The 19,482-nt window shown below is 42.8% G+C and carries 19 protein-coding genes and 1 tRNA gene; 4 read left to right on the forward strand and 16 right to left on the reverse strand.

The features are described 5' to 3' along the window. Positions 1-79 precede the first annotated feature (79 nt). The 5 genes from L1028_RS08500 to L1028_RS08520 form a co-directional block, all read right to left on the reverse strand. Complete coding sequence (locus L1028_RS08500) at positions 80-1,219, reverse strand: toxic anion resistance protein (RefSeq protein ID WP_234533010.1); 1,140 nt, start codon at positions 1,217-1,219, stop codon at positions 80-82. A 24-nt stretch (positions 1,220-1,243) separates the two neighbouring features. Then, positions 1,244-2,932, reverse strand: a complete 1,689-nt coding sequence (locus L1028_RS08505; protein WP_076282826.1) for a vWA domain-containing protein — start codon at positions 2,930-2,932, stop codon at positions 1,244-1,246. 13 nt (positions 2,933-2,945) lie between these two features. Further along, positions 2,946-3,731 carry a hypothetical protein gene (locus L1028_RS08510; RefSeq protein ID WP_234533012.1) on the reverse strand — a complete coding sequence of 262 codons (786 nt, stop codon included), beginning with the start codon at positions 3,729-3,731 and terminating at the stop codon, positions 2,946-2,948. Positions 3,732-3,915: 184 nt separating this feature from the next. Beyond that, a complete protein-coding gene (locus L1028_RS08515; RefSeq protein ID WP_234533014.1) occupies positions 3,916-5,151 on the reverse strand; it encodes a molybdopterin-dependent oxidoreductase in 1,236 nt (411 codons plus the stop codon). 45 nt (positions 5,152-5,196) lie between these two features. Further along, complete coding sequence (locus L1028_RS08520; protein WP_234533015.1) at positions 5,197-6,075, reverse strand: LysR family transcriptional regulator; 879 nt, start codon at positions 6,073-6,075, stop codon at positions 5,197-5,199. A 113-nt stretch (positions 6,076-6,188) separates the two neighbouring features. Here L1028_RS08520 and L1028_RS08525 point away from each other — a divergent pair, with 113 nt between their 5' ends. After that, positions 6,189-7,478, forward strand: coding sequence for an adenylosuccinate synthase (locus L1028_RS08525; RefSeq protein ID WP_234533017.1), 1,290 nt, complete (start codon positions 6,189-6,191; stop codon positions 7,476-7,478). An 82-nt stretch (positions 7,479-7,560) separates the two neighbouring features. On the opposite strand, the gene L1028_RS08530 is transcribed toward L1028_RS08525, so the two are convergent. The 5 genes from L1028_RS08530 to L1028_RS08550 all read right to left on the reverse strand — a co-directional run bounded on the left by L1028_RS08530 (position 7,561) and on the right by L1028_RS08550 (position 11,815). After that, the gene (locus L1028_RS08530) at positions 7,561-7,749 is read right to left on the reverse strand and encodes a hypothetical protein (protein ID WP_076121390.1); all 189 of its coding nucleotides are present in this window, start codon (positions 7,747-7,749) and stop codon (positions 7,561-7,563) included. Positions 7,750-7,928: 179 nt separating this feature from the next. Next, positions 7,929-9,125: a copper amine oxidase N-terminal domain-containing protein gene (locus L1028_RS08535; RefSeq protein ID WP_234533019.1), complete on the reverse strand. Its 1,197-nt coding sequence runs from the start codon at positions 9,123-9,125 to the stop codon at positions 7,929-7,931. Positions 9,126-9,516: 391 nt separating this feature from the next. Beyond that, complete coding sequence (locus tag L1028_RS08540; RefSeq protein ID WP_234533020.1) at positions 9,517-10,923, reverse strand: GNAT family N-acetyltransferase; 1,407 nt, start codon at positions 10,921-10,923, stop codon at positions 9,517-9,519. Between the two features lie 179 nt (positions 10,924-11,102). Continuing rightward, positions 11,103-11,411: an ROK family protein gene (locus L1028_RS08545; RefSeq protein WP_341482506.1), complete on the reverse strand. Its 309-nt coding sequence runs from the start codon at positions 11,409-11,411 to the stop codon at positions 11,103-11,105. Then, complete coding sequence (locus tag L1028_RS08550) at positions 11,396-11,815, reverse strand: ROK family protein (protein WP_234533022.1); 420 nt, start codon at positions 11,813-11,815, stop codon at positions 11,396-11,398. Before L1028_RS08550 ends, L1028_RS08545 begins: the two co-directional genes overlap by 16 nt. 168 nt (positions 11,816-11,983) lie before the next feature. Between L1028_RS08550 and L1028_RS08555 the strand changes: the two genes are divergently transcribed. After that, positions 11,984-12,427, forward strand: a complete 444-nt coding sequence (locus tag L1028_RS08555; protein ID WP_234533023.1) for a sensor histidine kinase — start codon at positions 11,984-11,986, stop codon at positions 12,425-12,427. Between the two features lies 1 nt (position 12,428). After that, positions 12,429-12,650, forward strand: a complete 222-nt coding sequence (locus L1028_RS08560; RefSeq protein WP_234533024.1) for a sensor histidine kinase — start codon at positions 12,429-12,431, stop codon at positions 12,648-12,650. A 2-nt stretch (positions 12,651-12,652) separates the two neighbouring features. On the opposite strand, the gene L1028_RS08565 is transcribed toward L1028_RS08560, so the two are convergent. The 3 genes from L1028_RS08565 to L1028_RS08575 form a co-directional block, all read right to left on the reverse strand. Continuing rightward, positions 12,653-14,224 (reverse strand): ABC-F family ATP-binding cassette domain-containing protein, encoded by a 1,572-nt coding sequence (locus L1028_RS08565; RefSeq protein WP_234533025.1) that lies wholly within the window; start codon positions 14,222-14,224, stop codon positions 12,653-12,655. 187 nt (positions 14,225-14,411) lie between these two features. Next, a complete protein-coding gene (locus L1028_RS08570) occupies positions 14,412-15,509 on the reverse strand; it encodes a DUF4179 domain-containing protein (RefSeq protein ID WP_234533026.1) in 1,098 nt (365 codons plus the stop codon). Positions 15,510-15,525: 16 nt separating this feature from the next. Beyond that, on the reverse strand, positions 15,526-16,062 hold the full coding sequence (locus tag L1028_RS08575) for a sigma-70 family RNA polymerase sigma factor (RefSeq protein ID WP_234533027.1): 537 nt from the start codon (positions 16,060-16,062) through the stop codon (positions 15,526-15,528). A gap of 224 nt (positions 16,063-16,286) precedes the next feature. Here L1028_RS08575 and L1028_RS08580 point away from each other — a divergent pair, with 224 nt between their 5' ends. Next, entirely contained in the window at positions 16,287-16,655 is a 369-nt protein-coding gene (locus L1028_RS08580; RefSeq protein WP_042187569.1) for a winged helix-turn-helix transcriptional regulator, read from the forward strand. A gap of 256 nt (positions 16,656-16,911) precedes the next feature. Here the strand turns inward: L1028_RS08580 and L1028_RS08585 are convergent. The 3 genes from L1028_RS08585 to L1028_RS08595 all read right to left on the reverse strand — a co-directional run bounded on the left by L1028_RS08585 (position 16,912) and on the right by L1028_RS08595 (position 19,482). Continuing rightward, a tRNA-Ala gene (locus L1028_RS08585) sits at positions 16,912-16,978 on the reverse strand. Positions 16,979-17,612: 634 nt separating this feature from the next. Continuing rightward, positions 17,613-19,286 carry a DUF6138 family protein gene (locus tag L1028_RS08590; RefSeq protein WP_234533028.1) on the reverse strand — a complete coding sequence of 558 codons (1,674 nt, stop codon included), beginning with the start codon at positions 19,284-19,286 and terminating at the stop codon, positions 17,613-17,615. After that, positions 19,234-19,482 carry a hypothetical protein gene (locus L1028_RS08595; RefSeq protein ID WP_234533191.1) on the reverse strand — a complete coding sequence of 83 codons (249 nt, stop codon included), beginning with the start codon at positions 19,480-19,482 and terminating at the stop codon, positions 19,234-19,236. The genes L1028_RS08590 and L1028_RS08595 overlap by 53 nt, the downstream gene beginning before the upstream one ends.

Raw genomic sequence — 19,482 nt, forward strand, 5'->3', positions numbered from 1 at the left:
AGAAAGAGAAGTCTCAAAACAGTCTTAGGACCGGAGTCTTACCAGACTAAAGGCTAGGATGGGTTTAGACTCGCAACAGCTACAAGCCCAGCTTATTCCCCTTCTCGAGCCGCACAATCTGCTGTTCTCCGCTATCTGCCAGCTCTCTGAACTGGTTAATGGTTTCACGCATTTTAGGAAGAGCTTCCTGCTTATACGTACTTATTGAATCTAAAGCGGATAGCACATCTGTAAATGCCTGTTTTAATGTATCTACTGAAATGCTAGATTCTAGGGATTGCTTATGGATCGCCGCCCCCTGATCTTTCAACATTTTTGAGGTGCCGCTTATTAGCGTGTTGGTCGTTTGATTTAGGAGTTCAATCTTTTTCAAAACAATTCGTTGATTATAGAGTGCACTGGCCACTGTAACGGAGATTTTCAGGGCAGAAACCGTAACATTTCTAGCTCTGTCCACCCCTCTGATTAGCTCTTTATTATTCCGTATGACTACTTCAATCGCCATAATTCCCTGCTGATTTACTACCAGCATCTGTTGCAGATCCATCACACGCTGCCGCAGAGGAAACAATACCTCCTCCGTTATGAACTTTACTCTTTCTTCAGACTCATTACGTAGCTTGGCTGCATCTAGCTGAGCCTCAATCTCCTGATCCATCAACATTCCTAGCTGAATCTCTTTCTGCAGTTTTTTAGTGAGCTCTCTAAGCGATTGCTGCTCAAACTCTAATGTAGTGTTATCATTTCTCAATACGGTTTTGCCTTTATCTAAAGAAATGATAATATCTGAGATTACAGCATCTGCTTTTTGATACTTCGCAAAATAACTCCGCAATGGGTTAAAGAACTTCCCTAGAAGACCACTTTTGGCAAAATCCACTGCGCTTGGGTCTAAATCTTTCAACTGGAGGTTTAGTTCCGTTAACCCTTTAGCTACTTGCCCGCCTTCATCCCCTGTTTTCGATAAATTTCCTACAGAAACTTGTAAAAGAGAGTTCTTGTCTGAAGACGATCTCATGGTGCTCATCCCGAAGCTGTCTATGGATTGCAACACTTCTTTTCGTTTATCCAAGGATTCTAAATCCAGCTCCAAAATCGTCGAGACATTGGTTATCGCCATTTCCTTCAGTTGCGTTACTTCCTGTGGCTCAGGTTTAACCTGTTCTTCAATCGCTGATTTCAATTTCTCCGGACTTACCACTTCCATCGTAAAAGACATAGAATCCCTCCTAAAAGTTGTAACTTACATTTGAACATTAAGCAGGTTTCCGATTTTATAGACTACGTCGTCTGTATCCGCGTTGATGTTAGCCGCTTCATTAATACTTGAAATGCTCTCCAGTGCTTTAATATTCGCGTTGTAGCCAATGGTGTAAATCGGAATTTTGTAGGTTTCAATTAAGCCTCTGATATCATTTAGTGAATGACCTTCATTCGTCTCTCCATCACTTAATACAAAGATTAAAGGTTTGATTTCCGGGTTTATCTTCATTTCGTCTTGAAGCATTTTGAGTGCCACCACAATTCCATCAAAAGTCGCTGTCCCCCCATTTGCCTGAAGACTATCTATCGCTCCAACAAACATCGACTGCTGATTCGTGTCATATTTGCCAATTGGAAGATTTATCGTAACGTTATCGGAGTAGGAAACAAAACCAATACTATTATCTTTGCCTAAGTATTTCTGTCCTGTTAATAATGATTGCTTTAAACGATTTAAAGGCTCACCGTTCATGCTACCTGAGACATCAGCTACAAATACTGCCGCAATGGGTTTATTGCCGTTTTTCTTCTCCTTCCACAGCTTTTGGGCCGAGGATAAAAGACTGCCATCCACTGGATTAACCTCCGAATGATAGTCATTCAATCCATTAAAACCTTTTTCCTCACCCAAACGCTGATACTTATCCTGTTCAACAAACTCCGCGAATTTCTTAATAATGTCCAGCTTCTCTTGTGGAAGATCACCTAATGCGTAAAGGGGGCTGTCATGCCTTACACCAAAAGGAGTAAATACATAACTACCCTTTAGTTCGGGTGCATTTGCGTAAATTTGGTACTCTAATACAAAAGCATCCAGCTTCCCCGTTTTAGCCGCATCACGCATTTGTAAAGTAGTCGATGCGATAAAAGGTACATTCGCTTGGAATTTCTCAAAGCCCTGAACCGCTTGCTCTCCAAGCAAATCAGAGCTGTCAAACGTCCCAAGTGCAGTCACAAGAAAGTTCAAACCTGTTGAGCTGGCAAAAGGATCTGTGTACCCCATAGATAATTCATTATTCGCTATTGCATCAGTAATCGTTTTGACGTTTAAAGAACCATACTTTTCTACTAACTCATCATATTTCGTTTTATTCGTGACAATACCGGCTACATTACCAATAAGACGATTGGTTATAAGCTGCGTATTCATTCCGTTCGCTTTTACCATCTCACCCCATAACTCATTGGATGGTGTAAACGCATCTGGAATATATTTACCAGACCTTATGTAATCCGTCGCTGTTCCTGAAGCAATATTGCGAATTTTTACTGAAACAGGTAATCCGTTCACTTCTATATTGGAACTATTAAAATCTGTCGCCACTTCATTAAGCCATCCATCATTACCCGTTCCAGATTTCTCTGTGGATGAAAAGATTTCGACAAAGCTATCCGTTGTATTGGTTACTGATATAGGAAATTTAGAAATATCCGGCAAGGAATCACCAATCGCTACAGGATCAAGGTCGATTTGTCCTTTAACTTGCTCCGCGATATTTACGTTAATTTTTTTATAAAGTTTTTCCAGTCGCTTTCCTGCATCTTCTGACGAAACCTCAGTAGTGGTTTTGCCTAAATTAGATGTTAAGGTGATCCCAAAGTACACAAGAGCAAAAACGACCACTGTTATAATCCCGAGGACTAAAAATGTTCTCCCTTTCCTAGCCATTCGCATCTTCCTTTCATTGCTTATAGAATTTCGTCTGTTTGATCAATTCATCGATCTCCTTCATACAAGGCATATCTTCAACATCTTTATAATTCGTACTGTCTAGTAGTGATATTTCGAGAAGTAATTGATCTAACTTCAGCAAAATCTCTTCGTTTGCACCGAGATAACCTGTTACATAAGTTAAGTATTCATTGTATAGCGCTGTTTTTTTCTGCACCAATTTATCTGAGAACTGCGCAGGTCTCTTCTGACTGGCAAAAAGGGAGAATTCCGAAGCGTCAAAAACACTTAACTTATTAAGTATCCCTCGGATATTCAGATAGAAAAGCTTCTCAACTTCATAACTGACCGCACCAAACTTCTTAAAGCTTAGCTCCGACTGCTCAAATCTCTGACCAAGGACAACCATTAACGTGTTTTTCTTCTTTTCCATTCGAGTGACCTGATCCAAAGCCAGCGTAATGTCCTTCTTCAGCACCTTTACATTTCTGTATTGCGTGAGCGCTGCTATATAATCCTCATGCGTCTTTATCTCTTTTACAGGTTGAACCACCGAAGCTTTGAACAGCAAATTATAACTTCCATAAAGGACAACAAGAAGACTGATCACTACTAATGTCACGCCAAAGGAAGTCTCTAGAACGCTTACTCCCCCAATTTCGACCCCTATTAACCCTGGTGACAAAACGATAATATTCAGTAACACCACGCCAACTATAAGTCCTAATAGCTTTACGGATCTCGCACCGTTCAACATAAACACCTCCCTAACCGATCCGGTAACTTTTTCCATCATTTGCTTTATTTTATCAGAAACTAACTCACCATACTCCTTTTATTTACAAAAAAACTAAATTTCCGCAGATGATCTCTGCCCCTCGTTGATTCACTTCTATATATATGGAAGTATTTCTATGATTACATCCCTAATCACAAAAAAACCTTAACAGGCCCAAAGCCCATTAAGGTTAAAATCTCATTTATACCCAAGCATCATTCGAATAGCCACGTTGCTCCCAATATCCTGTATGCTCTCCCTCGATCAGTTCAATCCGGTTCAGCCACTTCACTGATTTGTAAGCGAACATTTTGGGGACAATTAGCCGAACCGGTCCACCGAGATCGTTCGGAATCGGTTTCCCATCATGCATAACCGCGACCATTACATCGTCCATATCCGCTTGTTCCAGCGTAAGAGTATCTGTATATACCCCATCCCCTGAGTAGAACTTCACTGTCTTTGCAGTGGACTTCACACCAGCCAGTTGTAGTAGATCCTTCAGCTTGATGCCCTCCCAGGTATTCTTGTAGACGGACCAACCTGTCACGCAGTGAAAATCACTCACTTGAACCGTCCGTTGCAATTGAACGAATTGCTCCCAATTCCATGTAAAGCTCTGATCAACAAGACCATCCAACTTAAAGGACCAATTATTGTTCGTGAACTTAGGAATAGGGGTTACAGTATAAACACGGAATTGACCCTGCGACCCACCTCCAAGAGGCGGTGACGATGCCGCCAGTGGCTGTGGTGCTGGCAACAGCTGATTCCGATCATTCTCGATTAATTTATCGATCGTTTCGCTACCGCCGATGTTTCCAATCGAGCTGCCTAACCATTTTACAAATGAAGGTCCGATTGTAAGGGCAAGCCCTACTCCGATCGTCCCACGAATGAAAGCTCTACGTGTATAGACTAGCTGCGGAGTATTCTGAGATGTTGTAATGGCACTCCCCTCGCTCTTGATGGTCCGACGATTCGGCTCCTTCAACCACTTCACACGAGTCAATGAGTGATAGATAATGTAAGGCAGTCCAATCCATGTCAGGACATCATGAACGGCCAATGCAAGATTAGATACTTGCGGTCCTACCATACGAAACTGCCATAACAATACGCCAGAAACGAACCACCCAAGCAACAGGAAGAGCACAACAAGTACATTGAACCGCTGCCAAGGTTTTTCCTTTAGCTGTTTCCAATGTTTACTGGCCAGCAGAAGATAATAGATCACTGGAAGGATAGATGCGATTCCTACCACAATATGCAAGCCTTTAATCCATACCCTGCCTTCGCCAAGGAAACCTCGCCAGAAACCGCCTACTAGCACAAGCCCAGTTAAGGCCAATATCACGACGATCCAGCCGTTCCAGGTGTGAAGTGCACGCAGCTTTTTCCCGTATCCCCTACGTAGCCGACCAAGCAAATCACTCATAGCTTAGCCTCCTCCTCATGTGTATGATCCCGCATCCGATTTAATTTAGTCCAATAAGGTTAGAAAGGACTTTGATGCAGCAGAAAGTGGAACCCCTCGAAGCGTCGCTATCCCGATGTTACGCTCTGGAAATGGAGGATCTAAAGGGATTTCTACAAGCTCCCCACTTTTTAATTCTTCCCTTACATAATCACTAATAACAAAGGCTAGACCAAAGCCACGTAAAGCGAACTGAACAAGAAGATCTACACTGCCTAGTTCAAACTCTGGTGTTATCGTCACATGATTGGAGGCAAGAAACCCATCGATATACTTTCTTGTGCTGCCTCCTGGCTCCAGGAACAACAACGGGTACTGCTTGATGTTTGAAATCGGCATCGTATTATCCGCTAAATGACGGAAGCCCTTGCCTCCTACAAGACAATCTTGGAGCCGTGTACTCTTACGAAATTCAATCTGCTTGTCAGATGCCGGTAAGCTTACGATGCCGAAATCAATTTTGCCTTCTTTTAAAAGCGTGAGCGTTTCCGGTGTTGTTCGATTCGTAATATGAATACGTACGTTAGGATATTGTTCATGATATTGCTCGAGATAAGATAACAAGTAATATTTGCAGAGGGTATCACTTGCACCGATATGAATCTCACCGCTATTTAAGTTGTTCATTTCAGCAATCGCTCGCTCTCCCATCTCCACATTCTGAAAGGCTTGAACAATGAATCGGAGCAGTACTTTTCCTTCTGTTGTTAGATCCACCCCTCTAGAGGTACGGAAAAATAAGGGGCCGCCCATCTTTTCTTCCAATTGCTTAATCGTGTGACTCACCGCGGGTTGTGTGATATTCAACCGTTCTGCTGCCGCAGTTAAGCTGCCTGTTTGTGCTACCCAATAAAAAGAGCGATACCATTCCAAGTTGATGTCCATTCCCAAGTCATTACCTCACCTTATAATAGATATTACATATATCAATTTTTCTAATGTTATATCTAGCATTATACTTAGACCTGTAGCCAATCACAAGCTTGGGAGGTAATCACGTGACCGTAATCGCAATTGTAGGAGCTAACTGGGGAGATGAAGGCAAAGGTAAGATGACAGATGTACTAGCCGCTCAATCATCCTATGTAGTTCGTTTTCAAGGTGGAAGTAATGCCGGGCATACTATCATTAACCAGTATGGAAAATTTTCGCTTCATATGCTGCCTTCTGGTGTATTTTACCCTTCAGTTACAAACATTATTGGACCAGGAACAGCTCTAGATACAGAAGTATTAGTAAAGGAATTACAAGCATTAGCAGATAGAGGGGTTCCAAAGCCGAAGTTGTACGTATCTGAACGTGCTCAAATCGTACTCTCGATCCATCGTTTGTTTGATGAGCTGGAAGAGGAACGACTTGGGTCACAAGGGTTTGGTTCAACCAAACGAGGGATAGCGCCATTCTACTCAGATAAATATGCAAAGCTCGGCATACAAGTTGCGGATTTGTTTGATCCCGCCCGACTTGAGAAACGTCTTGAACAATTACTCGCTTCAAAAAATGTATTGCTAAAATATTTATATAAGAAAGCCCCTATCCAAGTCTCGGAATTAATGGCTCAGTTGCAAAAGGAAGCTGCGCAATTGGCGCCATACGTTGCCAATACAACAGAAATACTGCAAGAAGCTTATGCAAAAGGAGAAACGATTCTACTTGAAGGGCAATTAGGCGCTCTGCGTGATCCCGATCACGGTATATATCCTTACTCTACCTCTTCATCAACACTTGCCGGATACGCACCTGTCGGCGCGGGTCTTCCTGCGGCTGCCATCACGAATGTTATCGCTGTAACGAAGGCATATTCCAGTTGTGTTGGCGCCGGACCTTTTGTATCTGAATTAGAAGGCCCTGTAGCGGATGAACTTCGCACACGAGGTGGAGATGCTGGGGAATTTGGAGCAACAACCGGCCGTCCTAGACGTATGGGCTGGTTTGATGCCGTAGCTACACGTTATGGCTGCTTGATGCAAGGTGCAACTGAGGTTGTGTTAACCAATTTGGATGTTCTTGGTTATTTAAATGAGATTCCGGTTTGCGTTGCCTATGAGCTTGAAAATGGGGAAATCACCGACAAGTTTCCAGCAACAAATAAACTAAACACAGCAAAACCGATAATAACGTATTTATCTGGCTGGAACTGCGATATTTCCCATATCACGAACTTCGACGATCTGCCAGAGCAAGCTAAAAGTTACGTAGACTTTATTGAAACGTCTATTGGAATACGTATTTCTACAGTTTCTGTAGGTCCTAGACGTGATCAGGTCATTCATCGTACGTTGAAATAATTATATTTTAAAATAAGGATGCCTAGTTGTACCTACATGCAATATGCATATAGCTGCAACTAGGCATCCTTGCGTTACTCTTTTACACCAACACTGCATCCACTTTCGTCTGTGGTGCCTTGTCACAACGCTTGCAAACCTTAACGACTGATCCGTCCGTTTTTCTTTTTGGATAAAGCAGTTTGATCCGTGTGCTCTGACAGACCGGACAAGTACCCCTACCCCTGGATGGTAAACTCCACAGTGCATGTCCACGTTTTGACTTTGCCATGAATAAACCCCTCTTTTCGGTCAACAAATAGTCAACACTTCATTCTGAAAGTGCTTCTTCCAAAAGATATGCTTCAGAGACAGGCTCTATGACTAAATCAATGACGAGGTGTTCGAATATATGAAAAGGACGCCCGGTGACGAACCTGAAGGCGTCCTTTATTTGATGTGCATCTTATATTAATTCGTATAAATCATGGAGACAACACCATTTGTAAAGGTAACGTAATTATAATTTTCATACTGCCAAGTCTCCACTTTAATCCCACTGCCGGAAAGACTTGATTTATTGACTGGAGTGCCCCAGCTTAGCTCCACTTGCTGCTTCGTCATCCCTGTCGAAATTGTACCTGCCTTGATTTTGGCCCATGTCGCATTCGACCATTTATAGATTTTGGTAGGATCAGACGTAAAGAAATACTCTTTGGTTCCCAGAACGCGAGTGACCTGATCGTATTCCATATCATAAGTATTCACAACTTTACCTGATGATAATTGAAAAGAGATCGCAAACTCATTATCGTCGTTCACTAGAATATCAACAATCGTTGCTTTTTGGAATTTATAGTCGGAGTCAAACTGGTTGAACCAATAGGTCTTCCCAATCAGCTTAGCGAGATCTCCTTGAGACTGTTTTTTGAGTATATTAAACGTATTTTTCGTGTGTGCAAATAACTCTGCTTTGCCGAAATAGATATTCATAGTCTCATAAGGACCAGTGAAGTCCAGCACTGCTCCCAATGCAGTTTTTAACAGGGTCGAAGGGAATACTGCCACTCCATCCACAGTCTGCACTTTACCATTCATTTTCACCTTATTCCCATTCACCATAGCAATATCGCTACCTAGTTGAAGCTGAATCGGCAAATCTCCCAGACGAATACTAAATGTCTTAGTGGCTGTATTAGCCTGAACAGAAGCGCCCAAGCTCTTGAATACGGATTGGACAGGCAAATACATCGTGCCACTTATTATTACAGCTTTATCGATATACTTGTCAGCACTGATAGAAACACTTAGAGTTTTGGAAGCTGATCCTGAACGTACGGTTACTTTTGTTTCACCAACAGCTAATGCTTTAATTGAACCATCAGGTAGCTTTTGCAATAAGTAAGGCTTCTCAATTACCATATCTGCCTGAGACAGTGGAACACGTTCGGATGAGCCATCAGGACCTTTTGCAAAAATCTGCACCGGAACCTTGTCACCAACGGTCATTTCCGTATAATCCATTTGAAAAATCAAATCTTCCGTGCTAGAATTCGACTGTTCGTTCACTACATTTGTGCTATTCGCATCTGCAGCCTTCACTGTATGAATTGGACCATACATAGATACTGCTAGTACTGCTGCAATGCTCCATTTAATAGCTTTCATTTTCCAAAATCCCCCTCTAGTAAATAAACCACTACTACTGTATCACAATTCCACTATTTTAGTAGCTAAAAATGGAAGGTTGTTAAGCTTATATTTTATAATGTGTAAATATTATGAAAAATAAAGGAAATTACATGGATCTACAAGAAATTACAGAGTAAGCCTTACAGAGTCTATGTAATCGTATTTGGCTATAGCAACTGAAGAACATTTAAAACTTAGACTAGGAGTGTAACATTCGTGGAAATAGTAACCGACAGATTAATATTAAGAGATTATACAAGCGGTAATTCTTCTTTTTATGAAGAGCTAGAATTGGAGCTTCAATATAACAAGAAAAGAGCCGCTCCCAAGTAGTAAAAACCTACTTTGGGAACGGCCCCTTTTCTCTTCACACTATTAACTCTCGTACAACTTCATCCTCATCCCTGCTCACTTCAACGAATCCAAGGGATGTATATAAGTTCGAAGCACGTTCGTTCTCTATTCGATGCCCAATAACGATTTTGTCGCAGTGATGTTCGGCTTTTATATATCGAATCAAGGCATCCATTCCAGTTCTACCGAAGCCTCTATTCTGATATTTCCGATCAATCATAAAAGCCATAATCCAATAACTTCCGTCCTTAGGATCTACGGCGTATACTGAGAAGCCTACCAATTCTTCATCTGCGTATAATGCCAACGGATTCATTCCGCAATAAGCCGATTCTGCCAACCAATAGACCATCGGTACAGGAAAAACCGTCTTTTGCTCATTGGGCACCTCTAATTGCGTACAGGCATACCAGTTATTCTCAGTGATTGTCTTCAGCACCATATGAGGATGAAAGCCATCCCGAATACGATCACAGACGCCATCTAATTTTGATTTAAGCTGTAGTGCCCATTCCGGACAAATAGAAACGTCCAAATTCTCAAAACTCCGAAGCAACCTAGCGAATCCATATAAGTCAGAGAATCTTTGGAATTCTGGCAATAGCTTGATATATTTATCATCCAGCCGCTTTACAGATCTATAGCCATTAATAAAAAGATTGATGTTCCTCTTGCTCTCATCATCATTCTGTTTGGATAGATCTCTTAACGCTGATGTGATATCCATCGCAAACCAGTGATACATAGAGTCATCAAAGTCGATCGCACTATATCGAGATTTCTCTTTCATATAAAAGATATTGTCTGTCTCAAAATCAAAATGGATAAGCCCCGTATGTCCTACGCCAAAAGAGAGCTCACTTAGCCACGCCTCAATTCGTTCATATTCCTTAAGCGCTTTATGCTCCTCGGGGTGTCTTCTTAATACAGATAAAATAAATTGAAGCGAATCGACCCAGCTTTTACGCGCGGGTGTGCTCGGAGCATAAGTTTCGGATAAATTATGCAATCTCGCGAGCGTTTGACCCCAATGTTGAAACTGCAGCTCCGACATCTCTTCAAGTGGAACGTACTCCCCTTGGGCTTGTTCAAAAACAACCCCGTGATATTTGCCATTTCCAGTTGAAAGGGTCTCAATCCACTTCCCTTGCTTGGATCGTACTGGCGCTACGGTCTCATAGCCCTGCTCCAATAAGTACATCATAAAGTCTAGTTCAGCCTGAATATTCTCTGCGCTATTATCCTCTTCGTGAGTAAACCTTAAATAATAGTGCTTACTATTCCATTGAAACGTATAAATAAAATTGCTACTTGCTCTCACCAGCTTCAAAGTTCCAGGCTCATGATTCCAATACTTGATCATCTCTTTGGCAGGTAGATCGTTCGCTATTCCCCGTACCATGTTCATTAAAGTCATCATTTCCGATAGTGCCTCCCGTAGTCATTGAGAGGTGTTCTTCCTTACGAATACTGACCTCTCTCGGACTTCATTGTGGTGTTGTTGGTAATCAAACATCATCACTCCTTATAAACGGATTAGGGACCCCAGAAAGATTTGACCTTTACTCTCATCCCCTTTAACATTATCGGTAAATTATTCTATTTAATCAAGAGATTTAGATAAAGCTCTCCTGCTTCAGCCACTCCACCCCGAATGACAATGACCTTAGGGTTAAAAATATGAATAAAAGAAGCGATAGCAGCTCCAAGCGCAGCGATTGTTTCTTCCATTACTTCTCTAGCTAGAGGCTCTCCTTCCCTCCATCTCGTTATCACTTCTCGTGAGTCTAAGTTATCAAATGGTAGGCTGTGCCCCAAGAACCATGAACAAGGCGACCTTCTACAATAATTGCTCAACCTACACCCGTTCCAAGTGCAAGACAGATACAATCTTATACACCTATACAAGAACCTAAATATTTCTCTGTTAATGCTAGTACATTCACGTCATTATCTACGATTACCGGAAGCTGGAACTGAGTCTGAAGCAACGCTTTCAAAGCTGGCCCAGCATAGCCAGGAATAAGATCAGAGGCTGAGCGAATACTCCCCGCCTCCCAATCGATTTGTCCTGCCGTTCCTACACCAATCCCTTTAAACTGAATACCTGCATGCATCGCTGTAACTTCATTCATTAGCTTTTGAATAGCCTGAATAGCTCGGTCCACGGTCTTCGTGAACCCAGCCTTTGTGCTCAGACTTACAGTATGTACTACGTCCCCATGTGGAGTAACGAGTCCAGCATTAATTTTCGTTCCCCCGATATCCACTCCGACAGCATATTCCATTAGAGGATCATAATCTTCTAACACGGACCCGCCTCCTTAAGTCTCAGCAATCAATTCTTTGTTACGTCTCCCTATTCCAACTGGAAGGTCATTCAGTATATTGATGAGAAAGAAATGACAAAGTAGGCCACTTTTCTCGGGAAAATTATTTTAACCTTAGCGCTTTTGTCGCTTGTCACTGCAATCTTATTCATGTATATCCTATCGGAGCGTGTCACTAAGCCCATTATTCTCTTAAGCCGTAAGGTCAAGCTAGTGGGGATGGGGAATTTCGATGTGGATTTGTATAGTGATCGTCAAGATGAGTTTGGTGTTCTGTATAATGGCATCCGTAAAATGATGAAGGACCTGCAAAATTATATTGAGAGATCTTCAATGGCCAAAGCACAGCAAAAAGTAGCTCAGTATGGCGCCCTTAAAAGCCAAATCAATCCACACTTCCTTGCAAATGTACTTGAATCTATTCAAATGAAAGCCATCATTAATGGGCAAAGAGAGATTGGCGAAATGGTGGGGATGGTAGGTAGATTGTTTCGGATTCATATCCAGACCGGAAAGATAACCGTAACCCTGCGAGAAGAATTCGAACACGTCCGGCTGTATGTAAAAATCCAACAATTACGTTTCGGGGGATGATATGCTAATTATCGTTAGAGATAACGGAATTGGTATCGATGAAGAGAAACTTAAACAGTTACGTCTTCGTCTCTCTCAACCATCAGACACCCTAGATGAAGATCATATTGGTATAAAAAATGTTCATGATCGTATTCAATTTCATTTTGGTGAAGCCTATGGGATTGAAATCATCAGTCAAGTAGGTGAAGGGATGACCATGATCATCCGACTACCTGCATAATCCTAAACATTCTGTTCAGTGATTCCTGCTTCAGGATCGAAGGTAAGCATTTTCGTTGCTATTTTATCGATGAAGAAGCGGTCATGACTGACGGTAACTACGGCTCCCGGGAAATGAATGAGTGCCTGCTCCATCACCTGAATACTAGTCAAATCCAAATGATTTGTTGGCTCATCCAAAATAATGACAGCCGCGCCAGAGAGAAGGCATTTCGCTAACGCTACTCTGGCCTGCTGTCCACCTGACAGACTGCCGATCGTTTTGCTCAGATCCATTTCCGAGAATTGTAGCATCGATAGAAATTTGTTCACTTTTTTCCGCGGAGCATCGAGTCCCAGCCCATACACATTTACGGCATGACTGACTGTATCCTTAACATCGAGTTCGTCCCACATCTGATTGAAGTACGCGTAACTGACCCCACGTTCCCAATTCACACCACCCGTTTCAGGCTCTTCATGCCCAGTCAATACCTTTATGAGCGTCGACTTCCCGCTTCCGTTAGGCCCCACAATAGCTATCCGATCTTCCTTTTGAATATCGAAGCTAATGTTCTGGAATATCGCCCTACCATCATAGCTTTGTCCAATTCCCTTCACTTCACCAAGCTTGTCCGGAAACCGTAAATTGCTGTAGATATCGGTAATCAGTACGTTCACTGGATGAGGCTCCACACGTTTTTTCATATCTGTCAGTTTACGTGATAGACGATCCTTCGAGGACTTTTTGTTCCCGCGGGTTTCAATCGCTTCCGACTCCATAAGTAGAATCTCTTCTTCCCACTCGAATTGACGATCAAGCACCTTTTTGCGCATCTTCTTTTTACGAACATAGTCGGTGTAATTGCCTTCATATTCCTGAAAATGATAATTCTCAATTTCTATCGTCCGCGTGACTACTCTGTCAATAAATTGCCGGTCATGGGAGACGAGAATCATCGCCCCATTAAAACGGTGCAGCCACTGCTCCAACCATACGATCCCTTCGATATCCAAAAAGTTAGTAGGCTCATCGAGCAATACGACGTCGGGCATTTCAATTAAGACTTTGGCCAGTGCCGCACGGTTCCTCCAGCCTCCTGATAACTCATCAACAGGTTGATGCCGTGATCTTTCATTGAAGCCCAACTTGGTCAGAACCGTGTTGATTTCGACGGATACGTTCCAGCCATCCAAATGATCCATTTGTTCAAAAAGCGCCGCTTGCCGCTCTAAAAGAGTATTCATCTGGTCATCATCCGTCACTTGTCCAAGCTGTTCCCCGATTTGGTTAAGCTCCTGTTCGATAAGCGCTACCTGCTCAAAGCACAATTCTAACTCTTGCTGTACAGACAAGGACCCGGAAAGCTCCGAGAATTGAGAGAAATAACTGATCTTCACATTGGGATCTAACTCTACTTTCCCTGCCGTTGGCTCCTCTTTTCCCATCATCAGTTTAAAAACAGTAGACTTCCCCGCACCATTTCGTCCGATTAACCCAATCCGTTCACCCTTGCTAACTCGAAAATATATATCTCGAAAAATCAAAGTATTCTCATATTTCTTAGTTACGTTTTCCATACGGATTACGCTCAAATCTATCACCCCTAGTTCATCTAGATCAAAATACAGCTCAGAACACTCAAAGAGCTATTATAGCACTATTTAAAAAAAGGACTTTATAATCATATTTAATCTTCTAGAAAACAAAAAAAGGTCGCTGTCAGCGGACCTTTTTCTGCATTACGAATTCCAGCACATTCTCACTCTCATCACTTGTTGCTCATTTTTTCAGAATATCAATATACGCATTTTTGTCGCGATCAGGCCCCGCATCAAGCTTCAAACGAATAGATTTCGGATGATCCAATACGTTGCTGCTAAAGTAGCTTGTGAATCCATCCTCACTACCCCTTCCACCAATCGAATTATTTTCCACTTCGTGCTTCCCAACCTGCGATGTAAGCTCACTGGGGGTCTTTCCAAATAACTCATTCCTGATCTCCCAATTAGTCTTTAAATCCTCACTAAGCGTATATTTGACTACTATACTTAATGGAGAAATCTCCACTTGTGCAAGATTCACTTCATGCCCATCAATCATAAAAGGCTGATTTAATACTACTGTCTCGGTCTTCTGTTCCCAGAATTTTGGATCAATAGCGAAGCTCACCTTTAAACGATCAGAATAGCGCATCTCAGCTAGATTCGTTCCCGTTTTTGGTTTTGCTAGCATTCCTGGATCCACTGACGCAATCTGAAAATTAGCAACCACCTCTTTTGGAAATGCTTTATTCTTATCTAGTGGATAAATCGTTTTTCCAAGCCATGTATAAATACTATCCTCAGCATGTGACCCCATTCCTTTTCTATAGCCATTTTCATCTATTATGCTCTGCCCTGTTACAGCATCTGTCAGCCACACACTATTCACGCTGTAAATTTCCTGCCCATCGCTTGTAGTCCCTGTATACAGCATTATAATTTTATTTTCATCAGCGATCACAGCATTCAGAGTGATCTTATACCCATTTTTCTCAGTACTTTTATTCACGATCTGCACGTAATCATTACGGATCGCTGACTCTAAAGTAAGAGCATCAATGTCAGACGAAGCTACTTTCTTAAAAGATTCCAGCACACCCCAATCACTTGATTTAATACTTGTAGAGGCTTGTTGTGGCATCAATTGGGTTGGATTGAAGAAGAGTAATCCTGCGATCAAAACAGCAGCAGTCAGTACGGCCATCGTGCTTTTAGCGAACATTAGCTTTTTTCCGCGCTTTTTACCTAGTTCGAGTCCTGCTTGAATGGCATAGATTTGTGCGGCTGCACTCTCCATTTTGTGCTCCTGTGGGATCCGTTCAGCATCGATTAACATGGCAAGCTCCTCCTGACTATTCATGGATCCAATCACCCCGATTCTTAATGATCGTTCTTAACTGCTTGAGGCCTTTATGCTGCCATGTCTTGACCGTTCCTTCAGGTTTATCCAGAATGTTAGCAATCTCATGTAAGGTCATATCGTTGTAGTATTTAAGCAGCAGCACATGGCGATACTTGGGTTTAACCTGTTCGAGTGCCCACAACATTTCCATCCGATGATGGCCAATGTGCGTAATCCGCTCTCCTATTCTCTCGTCTACAAGCGGCATAGAACGCTTTCTACGTCTTTGTTCATCTATACAGACAAAAATCAGGATCCGAATGATCCATGATTTAAACGCTTTTGGATCCTTTAACGTTTTTCTTTTGATCCAGGCCCGGCAAGTCATTTCCTGCATCGCTTCAAGCGCATCATTCCGGTTACGCAAGTAGCTGTAGGCAATACTGTATAATTGTTCTCTATGTACCAATATAGAATCGTAGAAATCCGTCTCGCTCCGAGAATCAAGAATCGTTACCTTCTTCATTTCTGCATTAGTCATCGTCATATCCTTCCTTAGCCCCCTCTCCTAAACCTCTCATAGATTAAGACGGGGGGGTTATAGAAACGGTTTTTATTTGTATTTTCTTTTTTGGGACTGACCACTTAAAATTATAACATTCTATAAAAAAAGAACGATAAATGTTATGATAGATAAAATCGGACAAAATCAATAGTACGCACTTAAAAGTACCATAGGTACTAAAAGGTACCCATACATTGGAGGATATCATGACAACTATCAAGAAAAAATACAATATATCCGTTGAGGCCACACTCGAAGTGATTGGAGGAAAATGGAAATGCGTAATTCTGTGTCATTTAACTCATGGCAAAAAACGCACGTCCGAGTTAAAGCAGTTAATGCCCGGAATTACTCAAAAAATGTTAACCCAGCAACTACGTGAACTTGAGGCCGATGGAATTATCAACCGGATCGTATACAATCAGGTCCCACCCAAAGTGGAATATGAGCTTAGTGAGTATGGTGATAGTTTAAGCGACATTTTGACTTCTCTATGTAATTGGGGAGAACAGCATATCATTAAGCAGTATGGCGATAAATATGCTGTTTTAGAGGACAACATTTTAAATAAATAATTAGTGGAACCATAAGTTCACTCTTTTAAGAACCCCTTCCTTATTGGTTGGGATTTGTTTGGAGATTTATGCTGCGAAAGTTGAGGTTTTAATTATACGCCCATGAAAAAATTGTTCATCCTCCATTTCATGGTTATAGACTAGAATCCGGGACCTCTATTGGAAAAATTGTATTAGAGGGTTTCTGATCATTAAGTGGTAGATTCAAAGTGAAAAAGACATGACCGATTATCCAGTCATGTCTTTTTCGCTTCTATGGACCCTAGGGGGATAAAACCCCTGACCTTCTCAATGCCAGCGAGATGAGCTCCCAGCTGCGATAAGTCAGCTAACATAAACAATACTTTTGAGCGATACTGTCACATCTCATCTATTCTTTCAGAACCATCAATATTAATCACTCCACATGAGTCGAGTCCTGTGACCTAGATACCTACTATCATTTTTAACATCGCTGCTTCTACATTGACGTTCTTTCATGACCCCGACCAAAATGTACATGCTCTAATGAGTGAAGTATCTGTGTCCCAATAATTATTAAACACTCTATAAAAAAGTTCACCCGAATGTCGGGTGAGCTTTTTTTAGTTTCGGGAGAGCTGAATATACGAATCTTCAAAACCCAACAAGACTTCATTACGCTACCCCCAGCTAGTCTTCCCTTCCCAACTCCAAGACGTAATCGGCGTACAAGCAATCGTCTCTTTGTACTAAATAGATACCGCCACTAGGCTTGCTGTAAACACAGGCTCCTGTGAGTTTTTCTTCAAAAAACTTACCTCTACTTGTGATACGGTTCATCGTAACGGGGCTAGCGGCGAAAAAAGTAAAAGGAGCTGCCGCGGCATGCTCCTTCGCTTAACGCTCTTAATGCTTCGATCGTCTTCTCAAGGTTTGTCGACGTGGTATGCAAATTTGCAAATGATCTTCACACAGGATAGCCTCCCTATCCTATCGTCAAGCTTGTCCCGCTGCCTTTAGCAATCGAAGCAACAGCTCCTTACGCGGTTCCTGCGCCTTTCGAGCCAATGCAGCCAGCTTCTCCGCCTTGCCAAAAATCGGGTACAGCACTCGTTCCGCCTCGTAATCCGGCAAAGCCTCGACATGCTGCACCAATAGCGATAGCTTGTCTTCACTTTCCAGTTCAGGCTGAATCCTCAGCTTCAGCGAATCATGAGAGCAACGCAGGCAAGCGACCAAGGCGGGCATCGAGCGTTCGGTTATGCCATGGGTCTCGGCGAAAACAGCCGTGAACTTGTCCTGCACCAGCTGATGCTCCTCGTCTACAAGGGCCATGTAGATCTCTACCAACGGAAAATAGCGCTCGTCCGCGAGTCCCAGCCCAAAGACGGCATAACTGCCCGGCATGACGCTTTTCTCACCTTCCGTATCCTCGTACCACACAAACTCTTCCATCGCCTCACGAGCGTATTCCTCCAATAACGGATACAGCTCGGAATAGGCCAGTGCATTCGCGAAAAAACGATGCGTATCCGATTTGGCAAGTCCTTTAATGGGTAATGCCTCTCTCACGCTGGATTTTAGCTTGATTTTGTAGCTTTTCGGGAAACCCTTCCGGAGTAGGGAGAGAATGAACGAAATCGCCCGTTCGTACGCCCCAGCCTCTTCTTTACGAATAACGACCGTAATGATGGAAAACACATCGTTAGCCTTGCATTCAGTCAACTCGTCACGCAGATGAACTTCTTCTCGCGCGAAGCTGTCGCTACCTTCCTTCAACATGCGTCCGGCTTTGCCGCTGCCCAGCTGCCTCGCCAGTTCCAGAAAAGTCATGCCCTTGGCTTTACTGTAGCTTGGCTCGTAACGAAGAATCATCACAGCGCCGTACAACAGCAGATCGATAGGCTGGTTAGGCTCATCCATATGCTTGAGAGACGTATCCGGCTTGATTCCATTTTCATTGGTTCTGTATTCGGAAAGGGTAACATCATAGTGACGTGGTAGGAATACTTCCTCGGCCCAGTGGGTTAAAGCTCGAATGATATCGCTTCGATGCTCCCTCAGCGCTTGCACCCGTTCTTTATTCAACGCCTGAATCCGGTCAAATATAGCAATCGTCCGTCCGACGTCCGGTTCGTTGAACAAATATGGGTCCAACAGATGGCGTGTCAAAAAGAAGGTATCTAGCGGCTTTGTCGGGTAAGCGCCCTTCTCCAGTTTTTGCTCGATATAGGACTCAACCCGCTCCAGAAGCTGCCGCTTTTTCTCTTCATATACGATGTCAAACACCGTTAATCTCACGGGTCCGTCTGCCGTTGCGAATCTTCCCTTCAAGGTAAACCGGTAGTCGATAAGGGCCGACGTATGCAATTTGTCCAACTTCTCCCTTACGATGCTCGTCAACCGGGGCTGCACCTCATGCAAGACCTCCTCCTGCGTAAAAGGAGACGCCTTCATCGACTTGCGCCCTGAAGCATTCCTTCTAAAATCCGAACTGCCAACGCTAGTCCTACCCGGTCGATAATCCAGCACAATGTCGTTAAAAATGCCCACTTGCAGCGTGGTACGCTTGACAGCGTCCTCCACGTCCTTTCGTTTCTCTTGTTCCTCAAACCACTCATAAATTGCCGCTTTCATCTCTTCCAGCGCTTCTTCCTGTATTGCGTTCATCGTCTCCCGCCTTTCCACATGTTTCTTCGCTGATCGCACCAGTTCCTTGGATCATACTTACAAGTTCCAACATATCGGCTATTTTCCCTTCGAAAAATTCACTATCCTTACGATTTCCGAGCAGCCGCAGTAACAATTCCAACCCGCCGACTTTTTCAGATCCCTGTAGAATAGAGCAGCCAAGGTTGCTCCTCAT

It is taken from the genome of Paenibacillus pseudetheri, from assembly GCF_924513355.1.
Classification (GTDB): domain Bacteria; phylum Bacillota; class Bacilli; order Paenibacillales; family Paenibacillaceae; genus Paenibacillus_AQ; species Paenibacillus_AQ pseudetheri.

Bases quoted from the DNA above. Each gene is read 5' to 3' on its own strand.
- L1028_RS08500 (WP_234533010.1), bottom strand. From the start codon at position 1,219: ATGTCTTTTACGATGGAAGTGGTAAGTCCGGAGAAATTGAAATCAGCG.
- L1028_RS08505 (WP_076282826.1), bottom strand. From the start codon at position 2,932: ATGGCTAGGAAAGGGAGAACATTTTTAGTCCTCGGGATTATAACAGTG.
- L1028_RS08510 (WP_234533012.1), bottom strand. From the start codon at position 3,731: ATGATGGAAAAAGTTACCGGATCGGTTAGGGAGGTGTTTATGTTGAAC.
- L1028_RS08515 (WP_234533014.1), bottom strand. From the start codon at position 5,151: ATGAGTGATTTGCTTGGTCGGCTACGTAGGGGATACGGGAAAAAGCTG.
- L1028_RS08520 (WP_234533015.1), bottom strand. From the start codon at position 6,075: ATGGACATCAACTTGGAATGGTATCGCTCTTTTTATTGGGTAGCACAA.
- L1028_RS08530 (WP_076121390.1), bottom strand. From the start codon at position 7,749: ATGGCAAAGTCAAAACGTGGACATGCACTGTGGAGTTTACCATCCAGG.
- L1028_RS08535 (WP_234533019.1), bottom strand. From the start codon at position 9,125: ATGAAAGCTATTAAATGGAGCATTGCAGCAGTACTAGCAGTATCTATG.
- L1028_RS08540 (WP_234533020.1), bottom strand. From the start codon at position 10,923: ATGATGACTTTAATGAACATGGTACGGGGAATAGCGAACGATCTACCT.
- L1028_RS08555 (WP_234533023.1), top strand. From the start codon at position 11,984: ATGTATATCCTATCGGAGCGTGTCACTAAGCCCATTATTCTCTTAAGC.
- L1028_RS08560 (WP_234533024.1), top strand. From the start codon at position 12,429: ATGCTAATTATCGTTAGAGATAACGGAATTGGTATCGATGAAGAGAAA.
- L1028_RS08570 (WP_234533026.1), bottom strand. From the start codon at position 15,509: ATGTTAATCGATGCTGAACGGATCCCACAGGAGCACAAAATGGAGAGT.
- L1028_RS08575 (WP_234533027.1), bottom strand. From the start codon at position 16,062: ATGACGATGACTAATGCAGAAATGAAGAAGGTAACGATTCTTGATTCT.
- L1028_RS08580 (WP_042187569.1), top strand. From the start codon at position 16,287: ATGACAACTATCAAGAAAAAATACAATATATCCGTTGAGGCCACACTC.
- L1028_RS08590 (WP_234533028.1), bottom strand. From the start codon at position 19,286: ATGAACGCAATACAGGAAGAAGCGCTGGAAGAGATGAAAGCGGCAATT.
- L1028_RS08595 (WP_234533191.1), bottom strand. From the start codon at position 19,482: ATGAGGAGCAACCTTGGCTGCTCTATTCTACAGGGATCTGAAAAAGTC.